15 protein-coding genes are annotated in these 17509 nt (G+C 43.6%); 8 read left to right on the top strand and 7 right to left on the bottom strand.

The genetic code is table 11. The annotated features are described in order from the left end of the window. The first annotated feature begins 180 nt into the window (after positions 1–180). A complete protein-coding gene (locus tag QUA50_RS09040; protein ID WP_333298622.1) occupies positions 181–465 on the top strand; it encodes a hypothetical protein in 285 nt (94 codons plus the stop codon). Then, positions 459–3002: a protein kinase domain-containing protein gene (locus QUA50_RS09035; protein WP_333262882.1), complete on the top strand. Its 2544-nt coding sequence runs from the start codon at positions 459–461 to the stop codon at positions 3000–3002. Before QUA50_RS09040 ends, QUA50_RS09035 begins: the two co-directional genes overlap by 7 nt. Before the next feature lie 360 nt (positions 3003–3362). Here QUA50_RS09035 and QUA50_RS09030 read toward each other — a convergent pair whose 3' ends face one another. Continuing rightward, entirely contained in the window at positions 3363–4775 is a 1413-nt protein-coding gene (locus tag QUA50_RS09030; RefSeq protein ID WP_333262879.1) for a hypothetical protein, read from the bottom strand. 77 nt (positions 4776–4852) lie between these two features. On the opposite strand from QUA50_RS09030, the gene QUA50_RS09025 reads away from it, so the two are divergent. Beyond that, entirely contained in the window at positions 4853–5878 is a 1026-nt protein-coding gene (locus tag QUA50_RS09025) for a hypothetical protein (RefSeq protein WP_333262876.1), read from the top strand. 327 nt (positions 5879–6205) lie between these two features. On the opposite strand, the gene QUA50_RS09020 is transcribed toward QUA50_RS09025, so the two are convergent. Beyond that, on the bottom strand, positions 6206–6529 hold the full coding sequence (locus QUA50_RS09020; RefSeq protein ID WP_190735279.1) for a TMEM14 family protein: 324 nt from the start codon (positions 6527–6529) through the stop codon (positions 6206–6208). Positions 6530–6655: 126 nt separating this feature from the next. Here QUA50_RS09020 and QUA50_RS09015 point away from each other — a divergent pair, with 126 nt between their 5' ends. From QUA50_RS09015 to QUA50_RS09000, 4 genes are all read left to right on the top strand, one after another. Beyond that, positions 6656–7960, top strand: coding sequence for an ATP-binding protein (locus QUA50_RS09015; protein WP_333262873.1), 1305 nt, complete (start codon positions 6656–6658; stop codon positions 7958–7960). A gap of 369 nt (positions 7961–8329) precedes the next feature. Beyond that, on the top strand, positions 8330–8776 hold the full coding sequence (locus QUA50_RS09010) for a tellurite resistance TerB family protein (RefSeq protein ID WP_333052618.1): 447 nt from the start codon (positions 8330–8332) through the stop codon (positions 8774–8776). A 153-nt stretch (positions 8777–8929) separates the two neighbouring features. After that, a complete protein-coding gene (locus QUA50_RS09005; protein ID WP_333262870.1) occupies positions 8930–9355 on the top strand; it encodes a thioesterase family protein in 426 nt (141 codons plus the stop codon). Positions 9356–9432: 77 nt separating this feature from the next. Continuing rightward, on the top strand, positions 9433–10404 hold the full coding sequence (locus tag QUA50_RS09000; RefSeq protein ID WP_333262867.1) for a putative 2-dehydropantoate 2-reductase: 972 nt from the start codon (positions 9433–9435) through the stop codon (positions 10402–10404). 120 nt (positions 10405–10524) lie between these two features. On the opposite strand, the gene QUA50_RS08995 is transcribed toward QUA50_RS09000, so the two are convergent. From QUA50_RS08995 to menA, 4 genes are all read right to left on the bottom strand, one after another. Then, positions 10525–11970 (bottom strand): 2-succinylbenzoate--CoA ligase, encoded by a 1446-nt coding sequence (locus QUA50_RS08995; protein ID WP_333262865.1) that lies wholly within the window; start codon positions 11968–11970, stop codon positions 10525–10527. A gap of 147 nt (positions 11971–12117) precedes the next feature. Further along, positions 12118–13152 carry an o-succinylbenzoate synthase gene (locus QUA50_RS08990; protein WP_333262862.1) on the bottom strand — a complete coding sequence of 345 codons (1035 nt, stop codon included), beginning with the start codon at positions 13150–13152 and terminating at the stop codon, positions 12118–12120. A gap of 120 nt (positions 13153–13272) precedes the next feature. Next, the gene (gene menH / locus QUA50_RS08985; RefSeq protein WP_333262859.1) at positions 13273–14073 is read right to left on the bottom strand and encodes a 2-succinyl-6-hydroxy-2,4-cyclohexadiene-1-carboxylate synthase; all 801 of its coding nucleotides are present in this window, start codon (positions 14071–14073) and stop codon (positions 13273–13275) included. A 133-nt stretch (positions 14074–14206) separates the two neighbouring features. Then, positions 14207–15103 (bottom strand): 2-carboxy-1,4-naphthoquinone phytyltransferase, encoded by an 897-nt coding sequence (menA, locus tag QUA50_RS08980; RefSeq protein ID WP_333262856.1) that lies wholly within the window; start codon positions 15101–15103, stop codon positions 14207–14209. A gap of 382 nt (positions 15104–15485) precedes the next feature. Between menA and QUA50_RS08975 the strand changes: the two genes are divergently transcribed. Beyond that, complete coding sequence (locus QUA50_RS08975; protein WP_333262854.1) at positions 15486–16919, top strand: isochorismate synthase; 1434 nt, start codon at positions 15486–15488, stop codon at positions 16917–16919. A gap of 251 nt (positions 16920–17170) precedes the next feature. Here QUA50_RS08975 and QUA50_RS08970 read toward each other — a convergent pair whose 3' ends face one another. Then, on the bottom strand, positions 17171–17467 hold the full coding sequence (locus tag QUA50_RS08970) for an antibiotic biosynthesis monooxygenase (protein ID WP_333262851.1): 297 nt from the start codon (positions 17465–17467) through the stop codon (positions 17171–17173). Positions 17468–17509 lie beyond the last annotated feature (42 nt).

Below are 17509 nucleotides of genomic sequence, written 5' to 3'. Positions count from 1 at the left end.
GGGCAAGATGCCCGTTCCACAAAGAATGATTTTTCTTGTGGAACAGGCATCTTGCCTGTTCCTAAACAAGTAATTGAGAATGGTGCAATATCTAAGTCAGAACTCAGATGTTGCACCATTGTCAAGAACGGGCAAGATGCCCGTTCCACAAAGAATGATTTTTCTTGTGGAACAGGCATCTTGCCTGTTCCTAAACAAGTAATTGAAAATGGTGCAATATCTCAGTCAGAAGGAAAAAAGTCCGAGGGAAGAAGTCGGATGGAAGTCGGAATAAGGAAAGAAAGAAGAAGGAAAGAAACAACTATTCCGAATACCCAATGCCCTGTTTTGCCAATGCCCAATGCCCTGTTTTGCCAATGCCCAGGAATACCTAATTTACCTGAAAAAGGCTATACAACTGACTCAAAATTGCCACTGTTTCTTGCGAAAATCAACCAAAAAAAGGCTGCGTTATTATCATGGTGAGCCAACTTTTAGATGGACGCTATCAAATCATTGAAGTCATAGAAACAGGAGAATTTGGACAAACCTATCTGGCCAAAGATATTCGCCGTCCCGGAGAACCGCAGTGCTTTGTCAAGCACCTGCGTCCCGGTACTACCGAACCGAAATTAATTAATACTACGCGCCGTCTTTTTCAAAAAGAAGCAGAAGTTCTAGAAAAGCTCGGTCAACACGACCAAATTCCTCAGCTATTCGCTTATTTTGAAGAAAATGAAGAATTTTTCTTAGTTGAATCCTTTGTTGCCGGTCACTCGCTATCAACCGAGATTGTACCGGGCAAGCCTCTAACTGAAGAAAAAATGATTCCTTTGCTGAAGGAACTGTTAGAAATTTTAGTGTTCGTACACGGACAGGGCGTAATTCACCGAGATATTAAACCGGCAAATTTAATCCGCCGCTATTCCGACAACAAGTTAGTTTTGATCGACTTTGGCTCGGTGAAAGAAATTCACATCGCTCAAAGACAAGCGCCGGTAACTGTGCGGATTGGCACTTTGGAATATATGCCGATCGAACAATTTCAATACAACCCGCAACTCAACAGCGATATCTACGCTTTGGGAATGATTGGCATCCAAGCAATGACGGGTTTGCCGGCTTACGATTTGCCGAAACTGCGGGATTTGAAAAATTCTAATAAAGGCGAAATTGTTTGGCGGCATTTAGCCACCTGTTCCCAAGCGCTGGCCGATGTTTTGGACAATATGGTGCGCTACGATTTTCGGGAGAGGTACCAGTCGGCGGCGGAAGCTTTAGCCGATTTGAGGAAAATTGGCGATCGCTCGCGGGCGCGGATTCCCAAGCTGACAATATATCGCGAAGAAGTCGATCGGCGCAGCAGCAGCCGGGGTGATATTACAGTCGTCGGTCGGAGAATATTAGATGAACTGCGCGTCAGTTTGGAATTGCTGCCAGAAGAAGCAGAGGCGATCGAAGATGAGGTATTGAACCCTTACCGGAAATACAGGGAAAAAGGCGAACGCTACGAACAATCACTGCAAGAAGCAATGCAGCAAGAATATCCCTTTTCTCTGGAAACTCGCGACGAATTAAAACGCTTGCAGCAAGTTTTAGGCCTTACCGACGAAGATGCCGCGAAAATCGAAGAATTAGTCATTCCTAAATCTTTATTTGCTAAATTGTACAAGGCGATCTCCACAGTTTTGGAGGGACACCGCAACCCCAATTCGCCACCACCGAGTAGCGCCCCTCACCTGGAATTGCAGGCAAGTCCGGCGGTATCCCCGCAAGTAAATCTGAACGGAAAAACCGATTTCTCGTTAGCGCAGCCCGCCCCTACGGGGGCTGCGCCAACGGAGAGGATCGCCAGCCCAGCAGCACTTGTCCCCAAAGAAACTCGCAAATTCAATCCTTATCTCGCCGGGGCAACAATTGCGGCTATCTTAGCTGCGATCGGCGGCATTTACGGATATCTCAAGTGGCAAGAATGGCAGCAGCGAGCCCAGAAAGAATCTCAACAGCTCAATCAAATTGAAGCTCTTTATACAGCCAGCAATTATGAAGGCTGCATCAGCCAAATACCAACAATTGCCGACACTTCCAGCACCTATTCCTCCGCACGGGAGTTACAAGAACAGTGCCAAGCAGGTCTGCAGTGGAAGAACGCCAAAGTCAAAAATTTCGCTCAGCATTCCGATGCAGTTGGGTCTGTTGCTTTCAGTCCAGACGGCTTAATGTTAGCCAGCGGTTCTAAAGACAAAACCATCCAAATTTGGGATTTAGCTACAGGCAAGTCGATTCGCACTTTTCCAGGAGATTCCTCCACTATTTGGTCGGTTGCTTTTGACTCAAACGGTACTAAACTGGCGACGGGAACCGGTTTTTGGCGAGTCATGCTGTGGGATTTGAAAACAGGGCAAGTGATTCGCAGTCTCGACCACACTGCTTCTGTTTGGTCTGTTGCTCTCAGCCCCGACGGACAGCTTGTGGCTAGTGCCAGCGGAGACAAAACCACAAAGATTTCGGATGCAACAACTGGCCGTTTGATTCTGAGTTTTCCAGACCATACAGATTTTGTTTATTCTGTTGCTTTCACTCCCGATGGAAAAAGTTTGGTTAGCGCTTCTAAGGATAAAAAAATTACAGTTGTGGATGTCGCCACAGGGGCGCTGCTCAAAACTATTGAGGGACACGGCGACGCGGTGAGGTCGGTTGCTGTTAGCCCGGACGGCAAGACAATTGTTAGCGGTTCCTACGATGAAAGTATTAAAATTTGGAATATCGAAACAGGAGATTTAATTCGCTCTATCAAGGGACATTCTGACGATATTGTCTCGGTTGCTATCAGCCCGGACGGGAAGTTTATTGCCAGCGGGAGCAAGGATAAAACTATTAAAGTTTGGGATTTTGCTACTGGAGAATTGCTGAATACTTTGACGGGACATTCCGATGAGGTTTATGTGGTCACTTTTAGTCCCGATGGCAAAACTATTGCTAGCGGTTCTAAAGATAATACTATTAAGTTGTGGTTGAGGTAATACGATTTTAGATTTTAGATTTTAGATTTTAGATGGGAATGACTTACTGCATAATGGTTGGGAATTTCCCTACAGTTGCATCCTTTTGAGGAACTGGTGTACTATCAATTCCGGTCGATTACCTCTAATATCATGTCCGATCGATTGACCGTGATTAAAAGCCGGGGCGGGTTTACAGATTTTCCCGTTTCTATTCAATATCTTGGTGAACCCGCCCCTACAGGAATCAGGGTTAATTGACCGACATAATATAATACGGTAGGGGCGGGTTCACCAAAAATATCTGCCAATAATTGACAATCTCAAAAACCCGCCCTTTTAATCGCTCGATCGTACATGATATCATTAGTCATCGGTCATTTAATTGGTATAATTTAGCTCATTTTTTAAGGTTCGGGGAAAGTGCCAATAAGGCGTTTCTAATTCGTCCTCAGTTGGAGAATTTTCAGTTGAGTTCTCTCGGATTTGAAAAAAGTAGTAGAGGTTAGCCACAGTTAAATCGGATATTTCTTGCCAATTCGAGGCCGCTAAAGCTTGATAGCCAGTGGCGATCGCCTGCTGGCTGACATAAAATTCGTATCTCCGGCGGATTTCCGGCGACACAGCGAAGGTTAGCTGGTCGCGCAAGGATAGAAAGTGAGACTTTTGCTTTAAACTTTCATAAAGTGAAGGTTCCGCAGCTAATACCGCGAATGTAGTGTACACGCTGCTTTTTAAACTCTCGCCGCTGAGTTTATCTAAACTAGCTAACTGGTGCTGCTCTTTTGGAGACAAAGTTTGCATCCAATCAACCTCATTTTGCCAAAATTCTATTACACTTAAATCATGACCGAGAATCCTAGTAATTTCGGGAAATAAAAAATCTAGTTCGGGTTCGGATTGACATCCTTTAACAACAGTTAGAATATTTTGACGAATTTTTGATTGCAGTTCCAGCAGGCGATCGCTCACCGTATCGTAGGCCCGCTGCAAGTGAAACGTGACGCCGATCGCCTGCTCGATCGCCCAAACACATTCCATTTGCCTCAGTTGTCCTGCAGAACACACCCCCTCCAACAAACTAGAATTATCATAAATTTTTAAAGCCTGAAACAGCATATCCCGCCCGCTATTAATTTCGGAATTCCGAAGTTTAATATCGGGGACTGTCAAGGCTGACTGACAGCGTTTGACAGCCTTAGAAAAAATCTCGTAACCGTTAACCAGTTTCTGGCGGTGCATTTCAAAACTTGAGTCGTGAGCCACCTTAAAAATCTGCTGGATCACCTCTACTCCCCTATCTTTGAGGATGTGTCTGAGATCGATAAATCCATCTTTAATTTTTAGCTTCTGGTGCTTTGCCTCTTCTCGAATTTTTAATACTTGGTTGAGGTTTACTGCTGACAAAACTGTGCTGGATACAGCGCCCATACCAATGACAGCAGCAGTTGCTTGCATCACTGCTAAATTAATTTTCAGACAGTTAAGCATTCTGTATATTTTTTGAAACCCCTGATGAGTTTGAGCAACCTGCAACGGCGCCACAGTGACGTACACGGGAGCTACCAGCGGCTGTATGGGGCCACCTCCGGCTAACTGTGCGAGCAATGCTATAACTCCCCGCGAGGATAGAGTTTCACTTCTTGATTGATAAAAAATTTTTGCGAGCTCCACAAACTCCCCTGTCACCGGATCTCTAGCTACCGGGAGCAATTTTCCAGTTTTGGCAGCAGGCTGTACAAGGTTGCCACTATTGAGTCGCGCCTGAGTTGCAGGGGTGAATATATAATCCATGTTGTGGCTCAGTTTCCATTGAAAAAGGCAGATGTTTTGTATTGTATGCTGTTTAGGGAAACGAGGGATAAAAGTAAATGAATGAGTATCTCAAGGTATTCCAGGCTATTACCCTGTTTAGCGATCGATTGTTGGCAGACGAATATCAATCCGTGGAGATTAAACAGTCAGCTACCCAACTCAATTTAGATGTGGAACCTTGTATTGACGAAATTAAGCAATCTGCCATCAGGCTCAAAGGGCTACTTCAGGTATGTTTCAAAGATGTATCTCAGGCTGAGGATGTCTGGAATAGCAAGCCGAGAATTGCTGGAGCATCGCCTGTTGATGTCTGGGAGCAAATTGGCGAACTAAGCGGATGCGATGTGAGAATTCGCAGTTTAGGAAAACAGGGCCAATATGATGCTGTTGCTAAAGTTCGCAAATCTTGGAGCGACAAGGCAAGCAAGTTAAAAAATCATTGGTTTTTGTGGGATAAAAACCCTCAAGTCTTTCAAAGAGATACTATTGGTTTTTTTGAAAAAGATAATTTGCACAAAGAGTTGCGGAATGAAGTTGATTTCCAGGCAGAGCGAGTGATTTTAATTATGGAGAATGAACTAAGTTTAATTTTTAAAGAATTACAATCTATTGATATGGAAAAAATTGAATTGTGTATTGAATGCTTTGACCTAAAAAGTCAGTCTAAATTTAGAGAGCGACTACAATCAATAGGCGGGGAGATTGTATCGAAGTTTACGGAACCCCTGAAATATTTGCCGGATTCTTATATGAAGAGTTTTAAAGAAACGCTAAAAGAACCTGTAGAAACTCTGGTTCATAAAAGCAATCTGGGAATCAGCTTGGTCGATTTTGAAGAGTGCTGTAAAGTGATTGGCTTAATCCTGGAAAATGTGATTTTAGCAATTTTTGAGGAGCGTCTGAAACTGGCAATTGAAACAGTTGAAAAAGCGATTAAATTCTACAATAATTTTTTAGAGAAGCAGGCGCGGTATCAGAAAGAAACGCCCCAACAGCGAGCGGCGGAAAAAGATTGGATTGAAGGCCAGCGGCAGCAACTCAGGGAAGTTCAGCAGTATATTGATGCAGTCATCAATCATTAGTGGTTAGTTATTAGTAATTGGCAATTTGTAATTAGGAGTTAGTAATTAGTGTTTTAACTACTAATTACTGACCCCTAACTGTTGAATTCACCCAAACAGGACTTACACAGAAGCTAATTAATTATTTACGGCTCCATGCACACCGCACCTTAGCGCTATAATTAGCGCGTCAAACCACTTTTTGCGTAAGTCCTGCTAAAAATAGATACAAGCCCCGGAATTAAGTCAGGGAAATAAAAAAATTAGACTTTAGTTCAACTTCCCACTCAAGGCTGGGGAGTTAATCTAAAATCTAAAATCTAAAATCTAAAATCTAAAATCGAATGATTATTGATATTGACCGCTGATTTCGTAAACGATCGCGCCCAAAGACGCTAAGCTAGCTAAAATTAGCATTCCGGCCGGCATGAATTTTTGAGTTTTAACAAGGCGCACAATAAAGACTATTACTAAAACAGCGGAGATGGCTGCTGCTAATGTTAAACCCCAACTTTGTCCCATAAGCTGTGCGGTGCCGGCAAAAATTAGCAGGGAACCGCTAATCAAGCCCGAAATGAGGGAGGCTTGGCTTTTGGCCTTGATATAACCCATGATGCCGCCAACCAGTGTTAAAATGCCGTAGCCGATCGCCGCTGCTGTACCTAAATTCATTTTTAATCCTCCCGATTTCACTCTTTGCATCTAAATTTATACAGCGCGGCCTGCAATTAGTGTCACGAATTGTTAGAAAATTTATTAAAGCCAGTCAGGATATGTAACTGTTATACAATTGCCATTATGTCAGCCCTAACTTCTGGTGCGATCGCCCAAATCCGTTATCTCCAGCGCCAAGCAGCATCCCTGCTGCTGTATCAATCAGTTCTCAAAAGCCCCGCAGGTCAAGCTTTTCTCGATTTGCTGCAAGCCCTTCACCACAGCGAAGTCAGCGGTTTGGAATGTCAGGTAGCTTACGGGAACTGGTTCAAACTTCAGGCTGCTAAAAATTTAAGCTGGAAAGATTCTCTGATTTGGGAAATTCTCAAAGACGAAAACCCCTTTTCTCGCCGAGCACAGCAAACAGATTTTGCAAGTTTGCCCCCCGCTTTGGTGGAGGCCGCCCGACATGATTTAGAAGTGCTGCAAAATATTTACGAATGCAGCAGCGAACAGTTGAGCAAGTGGGTGCGGGTAGCGGGTCAACTTGACGCAGTGCCTCCGATTTGGCATTCGGAAACTGTAGCAGAACCGGGAGATTTGCCCTTGCACGGGAAACTGGAAAAATGGTCGAGCGCTACGGAATCTTTGGCAGCTTATTACCGACAGTTTGGCACGGGTTTGTTTGCCGAATATCGCGCTTTTGCGTGGCGGGGAGGGCAGTTGGCGACTATTTCGCATCCCGATCGCATAACTTTAAAAGAGTTGGTTTGCTGCGATTGGCAGCGGGATGCTTTGGTGAAAAATACGGAGTTTTTGCTGGCAGGTTATCCGGCTTTGCACGTTTTGCTGTACGGCAGCCGCGGTTCGGGTAAGTCTTCTTTGGTGAAGTCGCTGTTAAATGAATTTGGATCTCGCAATCTGCGCTTGATTGAAGTATCTAAATCGGATTTGCAAGATTTGCCGCTAATTGTCGAGCAGTTGCGGGGAGTTCCTCAAAAGTTTATTATTTTTGTGGATGACCTGTCTTTTGAGGAAGATGACGATGCTTTTAAAGCTCTGAAAGTTGTTTTGGAGGGGAATGTCACTGCTCGCTCTCAAAATGTGGTAGTTTATGCCACATCTAACCGCAGGCATTTAATTCGAGAGTTTTTTGACGACAGGCCTCGCCCCCGCGATGGAGACGAGGTTCACGCTTGGGATACTGTGCAGGAAAAACTTTCATTTAGCGATCGATTTGGCTTGACTTTAACTTTTGAACCGGCAGATCAAAACACTTATTTAACAATTGTCCGACATCTGGCAGAACTTGCTGGAATCAAACTCGCTGCTGAGGATTTGGAACACCGCGCTAAAGAATGGGCAACTCGTCGCAACGGGCGATCGGGCAGGACTGCGCGGCAGTTTGTTGATTTTCTGAAAGCAGATTTAGCCCTTTTTGACAAGTAGATCGTCTGCGCTGTAATGGCGGGTTTTAACTGAGATGTTACATCCTTCTCAATAAGTTTTTTATGAACAGGCTTTTCGGCCTGTGAAGCGAGAAAATTCACTCTTTGTGGAACAGGCCGAAAAGCCTGTTCTTGAGAAGGGTGGAAGATGTCAGTTTTACCTGAAATATAGGAAGGCAATTCAGGATCTGAATAAACCCGCCATTGCAGCGCCGAAGGGCAAAATAAAAATTCTTAATTTTTTCATAATTTTATTAATAATAAATAACTAACCAAATTTGATATAATTATCAAAATCTCCCAAGAAACCTCCAGAGCCAGAACCCATCCTGACTCCATAAATCCACCACTAAATAAAGAGGAAAATATCATGGGTTTATTTGATAAAGTATCGAAGACTCGCCAAGAAACGGAAGTAACTTTAGGGCCGGCCGAATCATTTGCGGCGATCGCGCTAATTGCCGTAGCAGCGGACGGTTACATCAATGACAGCGAAAGTAAAGCGATTAGCATGACGCTATCTCGGATGCAACTGTTCCGCAGTTATCCCGATGACGTGATGAGAAAAATGCTCGATCGCCTGCTGATGATTATGCAACGGCAAGGAGTGGAGGTACTGTTTAATGCCGCTTTGGCAATGCTTCCTGACGAACTTAAAGAAACAGTTTTTGCTGTGACAACTGATATCGCTTTAGCAGATGGCGAGGTTTCAGAAGAAGAAGAACAACTTTTGAACGATCTTTACAGTGCATTGGGGATTTCCGAAGATATTGCCCTCAAGATTATAGACGTGATGTTGATTAAGAACAAAGGTTAAGAAATCAGGGGGAGGAGTGAGGAGGGCGAATTTTACAATATAAAAAATTAGCGCCTACTTACTTAGCTGACAACTTCTCCAAAAGTGCGGGTTTACCGATATGATGGTTGGTAAAAGTGCGATCGAATTTGCGATCGCCCGTTACTACCTCAAATGCCTTTCACTTACACCCGCACTGTTCGCTTTCAAGATACCGATGCTGCTGGAGTCGTTTACTTTGCTAACGTTTTGGCGATGTGCCACGAAGCTTACGAGGCATCTCTAGCAGCATCGGGAATCAATCTCAAAGCATTTTTCAGCAATTCCGAGGTTGCCTTTCCCATAATTCATGCTAGTGTAGATTTTTATCGCCCAATGTTTGCGGGCGATCGGCTGATGATTCAATTGACGCCCAAAGAAGTTACTGGCGATGAATTTGAAATTGCCTATCAAGTATTTTCTGGCGAAGTTGCAGGAAGAAGCGCTGCTAAAGCTCTTACTAAGCACGTCTGCATCGATGCAGTTGGCAGAACTCGAAAACAGCTATCTGAAGACTTGATGCAGTGGATGAGGAAATTTGAAATTGATATTTCAGGTTAGTTCTATCTTTAAATAATAACAGGGAATGACTGTAAAATTTCTGTTTTGTTGATAATTATTTCTGAATTGTTGATAGTATGTCAAATCGCAATTATGCCATTGTGGGCACGGGAGCTTTAGGCGGATTCTACGGTGCTAGACTGCAACAAGCAGGTTTAGAAGTCAATTTTTTGCTACGCAGCGATTACGATTACGTCAAAAAACACGGTTTGATTGTCGAGTCTCCCGAAGGCGACTTCACCCTCCCCCACGTCCGCGCCTACCGCGACGCGCACAAAATGCCTCAGTGCGACGTAGTAATTGTAGCGCTGAAAACAACTCAAAATCACTTGTTGCCCAAAATTTTGCCTCCTTTATTAAAGGATAACGGCGCGGTTTTAGTATTGCAAAATGGATTGAATACGGAACCGGAAGTAGCTAAAATTGTCGGTGCAGAACGAGTGGTTGGCGGGCTGTGTTTTCTCTGTTCTTATAAAGTTGGGCCAGGTCACATCTGCCACCTAGATTACGGCACTATCACCCTGGGAGAATATGCCCAAGACTACAAGCCCATCGGTATTACTGATAGATTGCACAAAATTGCTGCGGACTTTAAACGTGCTAATATTCCTATTAAAATGAGCGAAGATTTGCTACTGTCAAGGTGGAAAAAGCTGGTTTGGAATATTCCTTATAACGGGTTGTCTGTAGTGTTGGATGCGAGAACTGACGAACTGATGGCTAATCCAGATACTCTGATTTTAGTTAAGGAAATGATGGAGGAAGTGGTAGCGGGAGCCAAAAGTTGCGATCGCATTATTCCCGATGACTTTATCCCACAAATGCTTGAATACACTCAGAAAATGAAGCCTTACCGCACCAGCATGAAAATCGATTATGATGAATCGCGGCCCCTGGAAGTTGAGGCAATTTTTGGTAATCCGATACGGGTGGCGCAGCAAGCAGGTATTAAGTTGCCCCAAATACAGGTACTTTACCGAATGTTGAAATTTGTGGACGTTCAAAGACAAGAAGCGGAGAGGACGAGAAGGCTGTTAGGTTTGTCGTAATTGGCAATTGGCAATTGGGAATTGGGCGGGGCGGGTTTGTGAGATTTCTCGCTGGTGTTGTAGATATTGGTGAACCCGCCCCGACAGGAATTACTGTCAAATCCGGTTAATACTATCGATTCACCGGCGATGACACATCGCAATTTCTTGCAATTGTTCTTGATTGATTTTGCCTTGAGAATTGCGCGGCAATTGTTCGACGACTACCCAATATTTCGGTCGCTTAAACTTGCTCAACTTATCTTCTATTGCCGCTTGCAAATTTTTGACAGTAACTTCGGAATTAGCGGGAACGTAGATAGCCGTAACGGCTTGACCCCAATCTTTGTCTGGCAAGCCAATTACAGCAATATCCGCGACTAAATTAGTCGATCGCACAACGGCTTCGACTTCCGCCGGAAATACATTTTCTCCGCCTGTAATAATTTTGTCGCTGCTGCGTCCGACGATATTTAAGCAGTTATTTTTATCAAAAAATCCCAAATCGTCTAATTGGAAATATTCGCGTGAAGCGAAGCTATCCCGCAGGGAATCGCCAAATTGTTCAGGATAATAACCCAACGCCAAAGATTTAGCATTTACCGCAATATGACCGATTTTATTATAACACAAAATTTCGCCTTTTACACTGCGAATAGTTATTTTAGCATGGGGTAAAGTTTTACCGGAACTGTTATTGCCCGCGAGAAAATCTTCGGGTTTTAGTGTAGCAATTTGCGAGGCGGTTTCTGTCATGCCGTAACTGGGCGCTAATTTGATTTGATAGTTTCTAGCTGTGTCTAAAAGTTCCGGCCAAGCGGGAGCCCCACCCAAAAGTACAGCACGAAACCGTCCAAGCCAATTAGCTGTATCTGGGTTTTGCAGCAGCCGTTGCAGTTGAGTTGGAACTAAAGAAATGAAAAATTGTTCTGGTTCGATATCGCATATTTTACCATTTTCTAATTCTTTAAATGGCTGAATTACCAGTTGTCCGCCGCTAGTAAAGGAACGCATAAATTGCATTAAACCGCTGACGTGGTATAATGGCAAAACGCAAAAAGAGTTGATTTTGTCAACTTGAAAATATTGTTGAAAACCTTGTACTGATGCTGTTAGTGTTTCCCAAGTGTGGATGGCAAAACGGATTTTCCCTGAAGAACCGCCGGTGGGAATCATGATTGTATCAAAACTGCTTTTAGTCGGCGCATGGAATTCGCGGCTATACAAACGAAGTCCGCCTTCGCAGACTGGGATATGGGGATTGTCGGGCAGCGGGTATTGTCCTAAAAATATGTCTGGTTGGACTAAATCAAAGACTTGTTCCCATTCTGGTTTTACCCAGTTGGGATTGCACAGAAAAATCGGGCATTTGGCGGCGCGGGCGGCGGTGAAACTCGCCAGAAATTGCACTGGTTGTGGTTCGGCGAGGCAAATTTTTGGGGGTGTTTTTTGTGCGGGATTTTGGGCGATTTCTTGAAATAGCCGATCGACAATTCGGGCAAATTCGCGACTGTCACAACCGATCAGCCAATTATCGGGCAAGCCAGACGCGATATCCAGGATATTTACTGTTAGATTTGTTGCCATAGATGCTTTCACCAAGTTTCTCGATTCAAAACAATTACAGGAGTTACGCACTCCGACAAAGAAACCGGGTTTTTTACCGAATTTGTCGGCTGCAACGCGTCTTTTCGTAAAAAACCCGGTTTCTGAGCCCCAGGAGTAATCTAAAATCTAAAATCTAAAATCTAAAATCGAATGATTGTCATCGAACCAGCAATCTGTGCCGAAGCCCAGTGCTCTATTATTTAAAGACAATTGTGTTGCTAAATTTAATGCTGCTTGTATGCCGATTTGAGTTTCAAATACTGATGAGAAAACAGCGTCTATATTGTGAGTTTGACAAAATTTTCGCAGTTGGGATGGGGAACCAGCAATCGCAGGTTTAATGACGAAAATGCCCCGCCAGCCTTGGCTGTAGCATTCTTGAATGCGATCGAGGTTGGCGGCAGATTCATCAAGGGCGATCCCAGTTGCATAAATAGCATTCAATTCTACCATTTCCTGAAACTGTGTTACGGGCAGCGGCTGTTCCAAAAATTCAATGCTTGCGAAAAAGTCGGGAGTTGCTTTTACCTTGTCGCAAGCTTCCAGCCATGTTTTAGCCTGCGAGTAACTGAGTCCCCCGTTGGCATCTAACCGCAAAAATGCTTTTTCGCGATCGCACAAATTGTGCATTGCTTGGATTAGCTGCTGAAAAATCTTTAATTCTTCCTCAATTGCAGCAACGCCAATTTTCCATTTAAACGTGCGATATCCCTCTAACCAAAGAACTTGCAAAGCCTGCAAAGCTGTTTCACCTGCTGGCAATAAACCGCTGAACCGATTTTGCATTTTCTCCCCCTTTTGGGAAAGGTAAGTTAAATTTTCGCTTTTCTCCCCTCCTTGGCAAGGGGGGGCTGGGGGGGGTAAATTTTGCTCGTTTAGTGCTGACTCAAAGCCAAATTGACAAGCCGGCAATTGGGCGGAAATAGCAAAAATCATCTCTGATGAAATATTACCTGACAACTGGTGACAAAAATCTAAAGCTTGCTCAAAAGTTTCGGAACCAAACCAACTCAAAGGGGCAATTTCTCCCCAACCAATTCGATTATTTTCGTCCACAAGTCGCAGGATAATTCCTTCGCGATTATCCCAAATGCCGTGACTTGTTTGCAAGGGACGCTTAAATTTTCGCTGATAAGTGCGAAACTCGAATTGATAAAGCATTAGTTTTTTAGTTAATCTAGGATTTACGCATAAGTATCAAACAAACCGGGTTTTTCACGACAGTTAAAGGTTGGGATGCAGTATTTTTGTAAAAAACCCGGTTTCTGGCCTCAAGTCCTGTTAATCATAAAATTGTCTCACAACTGCGACAAATTCATCAATATTTTCAAAATGGATGTTGTGGCCAGCTTTTGGTACAATTTCCAGACTAGCAGCCGGACACAATTTAGCAATTTCGGTATTTATAGTTGTAAATTTATCATCATATTCTCCCGCTAGCAAGAGGATGGGGATTTGATTTTGTGCGAGTTTTTCCCAGAGAGAGGGCTGGTTGCCGGTTCCCATGTTGCGGAGGGATTTGGCTAATTCTAAAGGATTGTTTGCTAAGCGGGTTTCTATGAGTTTGTCGAAGTGTGGAGAGTTTTTTAAAGATTTGAATAAAGGGATATCGTACCAGTTTAATAAAAAATCTTTAATATTGCTATTTTCCAGGTTTTGTGCTAGCTGTAAATCTGCTTCCCGGCGGTGCGATCGCTCTTTTTCTGTCTTCAATCCCGGAGAAGCTGACTCTAACACTACTTTCTCGAATCTTTCTGAAAAATGTAATGTCATGTAAAGTGCCAATCGCCCGCCCATTGAATAGCCCAACAACAAACATTTGTTTATTTGTAAATCATCTAATAAGTGTATCAATGCTTGGGCAGTATTTGATATATTGTAGCAACTTTCGTCGCCGCTGACTTGGGTTTTTCCGTGGCCGGGAAGGTCAACGGCTAGACAGCAATAACTGTTATAAAGTAAGGGAATGACGTTGCCAAAGTCTTGACTGCTGCCCGTGAATCCATGCAAAAATAGAATTGTCTGCTGATTAATATTGCCCGTTAAGGAATAGTGAAAGTTATAATTATTAAATTTTTCCATATACAAATATACGATTCAATATGAGGTACGGATTGCTAAATTCAACAAGATTTTGAGAAGTCACCCAACTCCACCAACTCCCTCAACTTAACAAACCATACCTCCATTTTACCGTGATTCTCGATCGCCCGATCTACAAAACAAATCCCAACGCCAGCAGCAATCCGCTCGAAAAATGCAGCGTAACTGCGATAAACTTAGAGTTGCTGACATGAGCCGGTTGGTCGTGATAGTCTGTGACATGGCGGCAAAGGTCGATCGCAAATGGCAAACTCCCAAAAATCAACAGCGTCCAAATTGGGAACATTCCCAAAGCCACAAATAGCACAGTCAAAGCATAAACGCTGCCGCACAACCACTGCAACAACTGGGCACCTTTTTTCGTACCGAGTCGCACAATTGGCGATTTTTTACCCGCAGCCAAATCGTCCGCAATTTGATGAAAGTGGGAACAAAATAAGATGATACTCGTAGTAATTCCCACGATTGCCGAAGCCGCAAAATTAGTGGCAGACCAAGTTTGAGTTTGACTGTAATAAGCAGCGGCTAAGGCTAGGGGCCCAAAGGTGAAAAAGCAGATGATTTCCCCCAAACCCTGATAGCCCAGACGAAACGGAGGCCCTTGATACGTGTAACCCAGAGCACAGCACAAAACTACCAGCAAAATTACTGTTGGGTCTTGTTGCCACCAGGAAATAGCGCAGATTCCCGATACTCCGACTGCTAAAAACAGATTTGCCAGCCAGAAAATTAAAGCTTTATTTCCGGTTAAATTAACTAGGGAATGTGCTTTGTTTTTATCGATGCCTGTTTCCGAGTCAAATACATCATTGCTGAGATTCAGCCATGCTATAATCAAAATGGCTGAAATTAAAAATGTCGAAAAAATTGACGAATTAATCGTTTGAGTTTCGGCAAAAGCAATTGCAGTTCCTACTGAAATAGGAATCACCGCAACGCTGTACATGGGCGGCTTGATTGCCGCCAGCCACAATTTACTATTTGGACGTTCAATTAACTTTGTTGTCATTACACAAACTTGATGCAATTGATAGCAGCGTAGTAATTTTACAATTTTATTGGTGAAGAAACTCTACTCTGTATCGGGTTGAGTGGGCGGGGGGCATCCACACAGAGGCTGTGGCGGTACTCAAACAGCGCAAGTAGCCCGTGTGTAAACCTCGGCAGGGGCGATCGACTTTTGCGAAATTTAGCCGATCGATCTTAAAGTTTTGTGTCTAAATGTTTCGATCGATCGCCCGACGGTCGGTTTTTTTCCCCAACAGAGCCCAAACAGGGAGGGAAACTCAAAAGGTCGTGTTTTGCGATCGCCCTCCCGTGCTTAGATCGAAATAGGGGTTCTAGCGGGACAAAACCGCACTCTTTGTGACAAATCTGCTATTCTCGCTTTCATGACAGTAATACCGCACCGCGCTAATCTTTTACAAGACCGCAATCAACTGCATCAGTTTCTGTTAGATTGCCAGCAGTCTTTAACCGACAAAGATCAAACAAAGATAGTTAGTATTTCTCAGGAGATTGCCCCCCTCGATCCGCTAGTTGTACTTCAAGAGATTTCCGAACCTTGCCAGCGGCACTTTTACTTTGAAAAAAGAGACCCGATTTCCGGCAACAGTTTTGCGATCGCCGCCCTAGATTCGGCCATCCATCTAACAGTAGCCGGAAGCGAGCGATTTACCCTCGCTCAAAAGTTTATTCAATCTTGTCTTGCCCGAACAATTACCATCGGTACGGAACGCTTGCCCTTCAGCGGGCCGCACTTTTTTTGTAGCTTTGCTTTTTTCGATGAGAATGTCGCCACCAATTCTTACTTTCCCCCTGGCACCATATTTTTACCAAAATGGCAGATTACTCGCCTGAAAGATAGCTGCACAATTGTTGCCACTGCAATTATAAACCGAGATATAAATGTTAAAATAATCACGGATAATATTTGGCAAAAATTTGATAAAATTTCGTGTTCACCTTACAAAAAAATAACCTCTATTAGAAACAGCTCGATATTTTTCCAACAAATTCCTGTGAATGATGCCGCTCAATTTAAAACATCCGTCAAGTCCGCTTTAGAATTTATCCACTCTCAATATTTCAGCAAGATTGTTTTGTCCCAAGCAATAAATGTCATTTCCCAAACCCCTTTCAGTTTAATAGATTCGTTAAATAACTTGCGCCTTACTTATCCCGGTTGCTACGTATTTTCTACCAGTAACGGCAAAGGTCAAAATTTCATCGGTGCCAGTCCAGAACGCTTAATCAGCATTCACAAAAATGAGTTAGTAACAGATGCCTTAGCCGGTTCCGCACCGAGGGGAAAAACAGAAGCAGAAGATGCAAATTTAGGCAAAGGTTTACTCAACAGCGAAAAGGATATTCGAGAACATCTAGTGGTAATTGATTTTATAGTCGATCGCCTGTCGAGTCTCGGTATCAATCCCGAATTTTCTCCACTACCGAGACTGCTGCAACTGTCAAACATTCAGCATTTGTGGACGCCCATAAGGGCTAAAATTCCCCGCGATATTCATTTATTAAAGATTTTATCCCAACTGCATCCAACGCCAGCGGTGGCGGGCGTACCGAGAGATATTGCCCTACAGCAAATTCGCGGCTGCGAAAGCTGCGATCGCTCTCTGTATGCAGCACCCATCGGCTGGATCGATCGCACCGGCAACGGCGAATTTGCCGTCGGCATTCGATCGGCATTAATCGACGGCGATCGGGCTATACTTTATGCTGGTGCTGGTATTGTGGCGGGTTCGGAACCAGAAAAAGAACTAGCAGAAATTCAGCTCAAATTACAAGCACTTTTAAATGCTTTAGTCTAATTCAGCTAATTTTAATCCGCTCCCAGAAACCGGGTTTTTTACGAATAGATGCGTTGTAGCCCGAATATTCCGTAAAAACCCGGTTTCTTTGGTTGGAATGCGTAAGGAATTAGAATTAAATAACTTACAATGCGTGATGCTTCTTGTGGGATGGGCGTCCCGCCCGTCCAGAAAGGGCGGGCTATAAGATCCCAACCCCTACTCCCCACTTTCAAGAGTGTAAATTATTTAATTCCCGATCCTAAGTCATGTTAATTAATTTTCACTTCCTCAAAATGTTCTACTACGGGAAAAGGATCGTAAAAATGGTGAAGCATTCTTTTCCACTCTTGATATTCAGCAGAACTTCTAAATCTAATTGTATGAGCTTCTAAATTTTCCCATCTCACCAATAATAAATATTTTCCTTGAACTTCTGTGCAGCGATGAAGTTCGTGAGATAAATATCCATCAATAGACGCTATCAGACTCGATGCTTCTCTAAAAGCTATCTCAAAATCCCCCTCACAGCCAGATTTGACATTCAGCACAACCGCCTCAAGAATCATAAAAATGTATCCTGACAATTATTTGGGTATAATATCGTAGCA

The sequence above is a fragment of the Microcoleus sp. M2_D5 genome, from assembly GCF_036701935.1.
Taxonomy (GTDB): Bacteria; Cyanobacteriota; Cyanobacteriia; order Cyanobacteriales; family Microcoleaceae; genus Microcoleus.
Note: the sequence above shows the minus strand (reverse complement) of the source record. Positions and strands in the feature narration are given on the sequence as shown.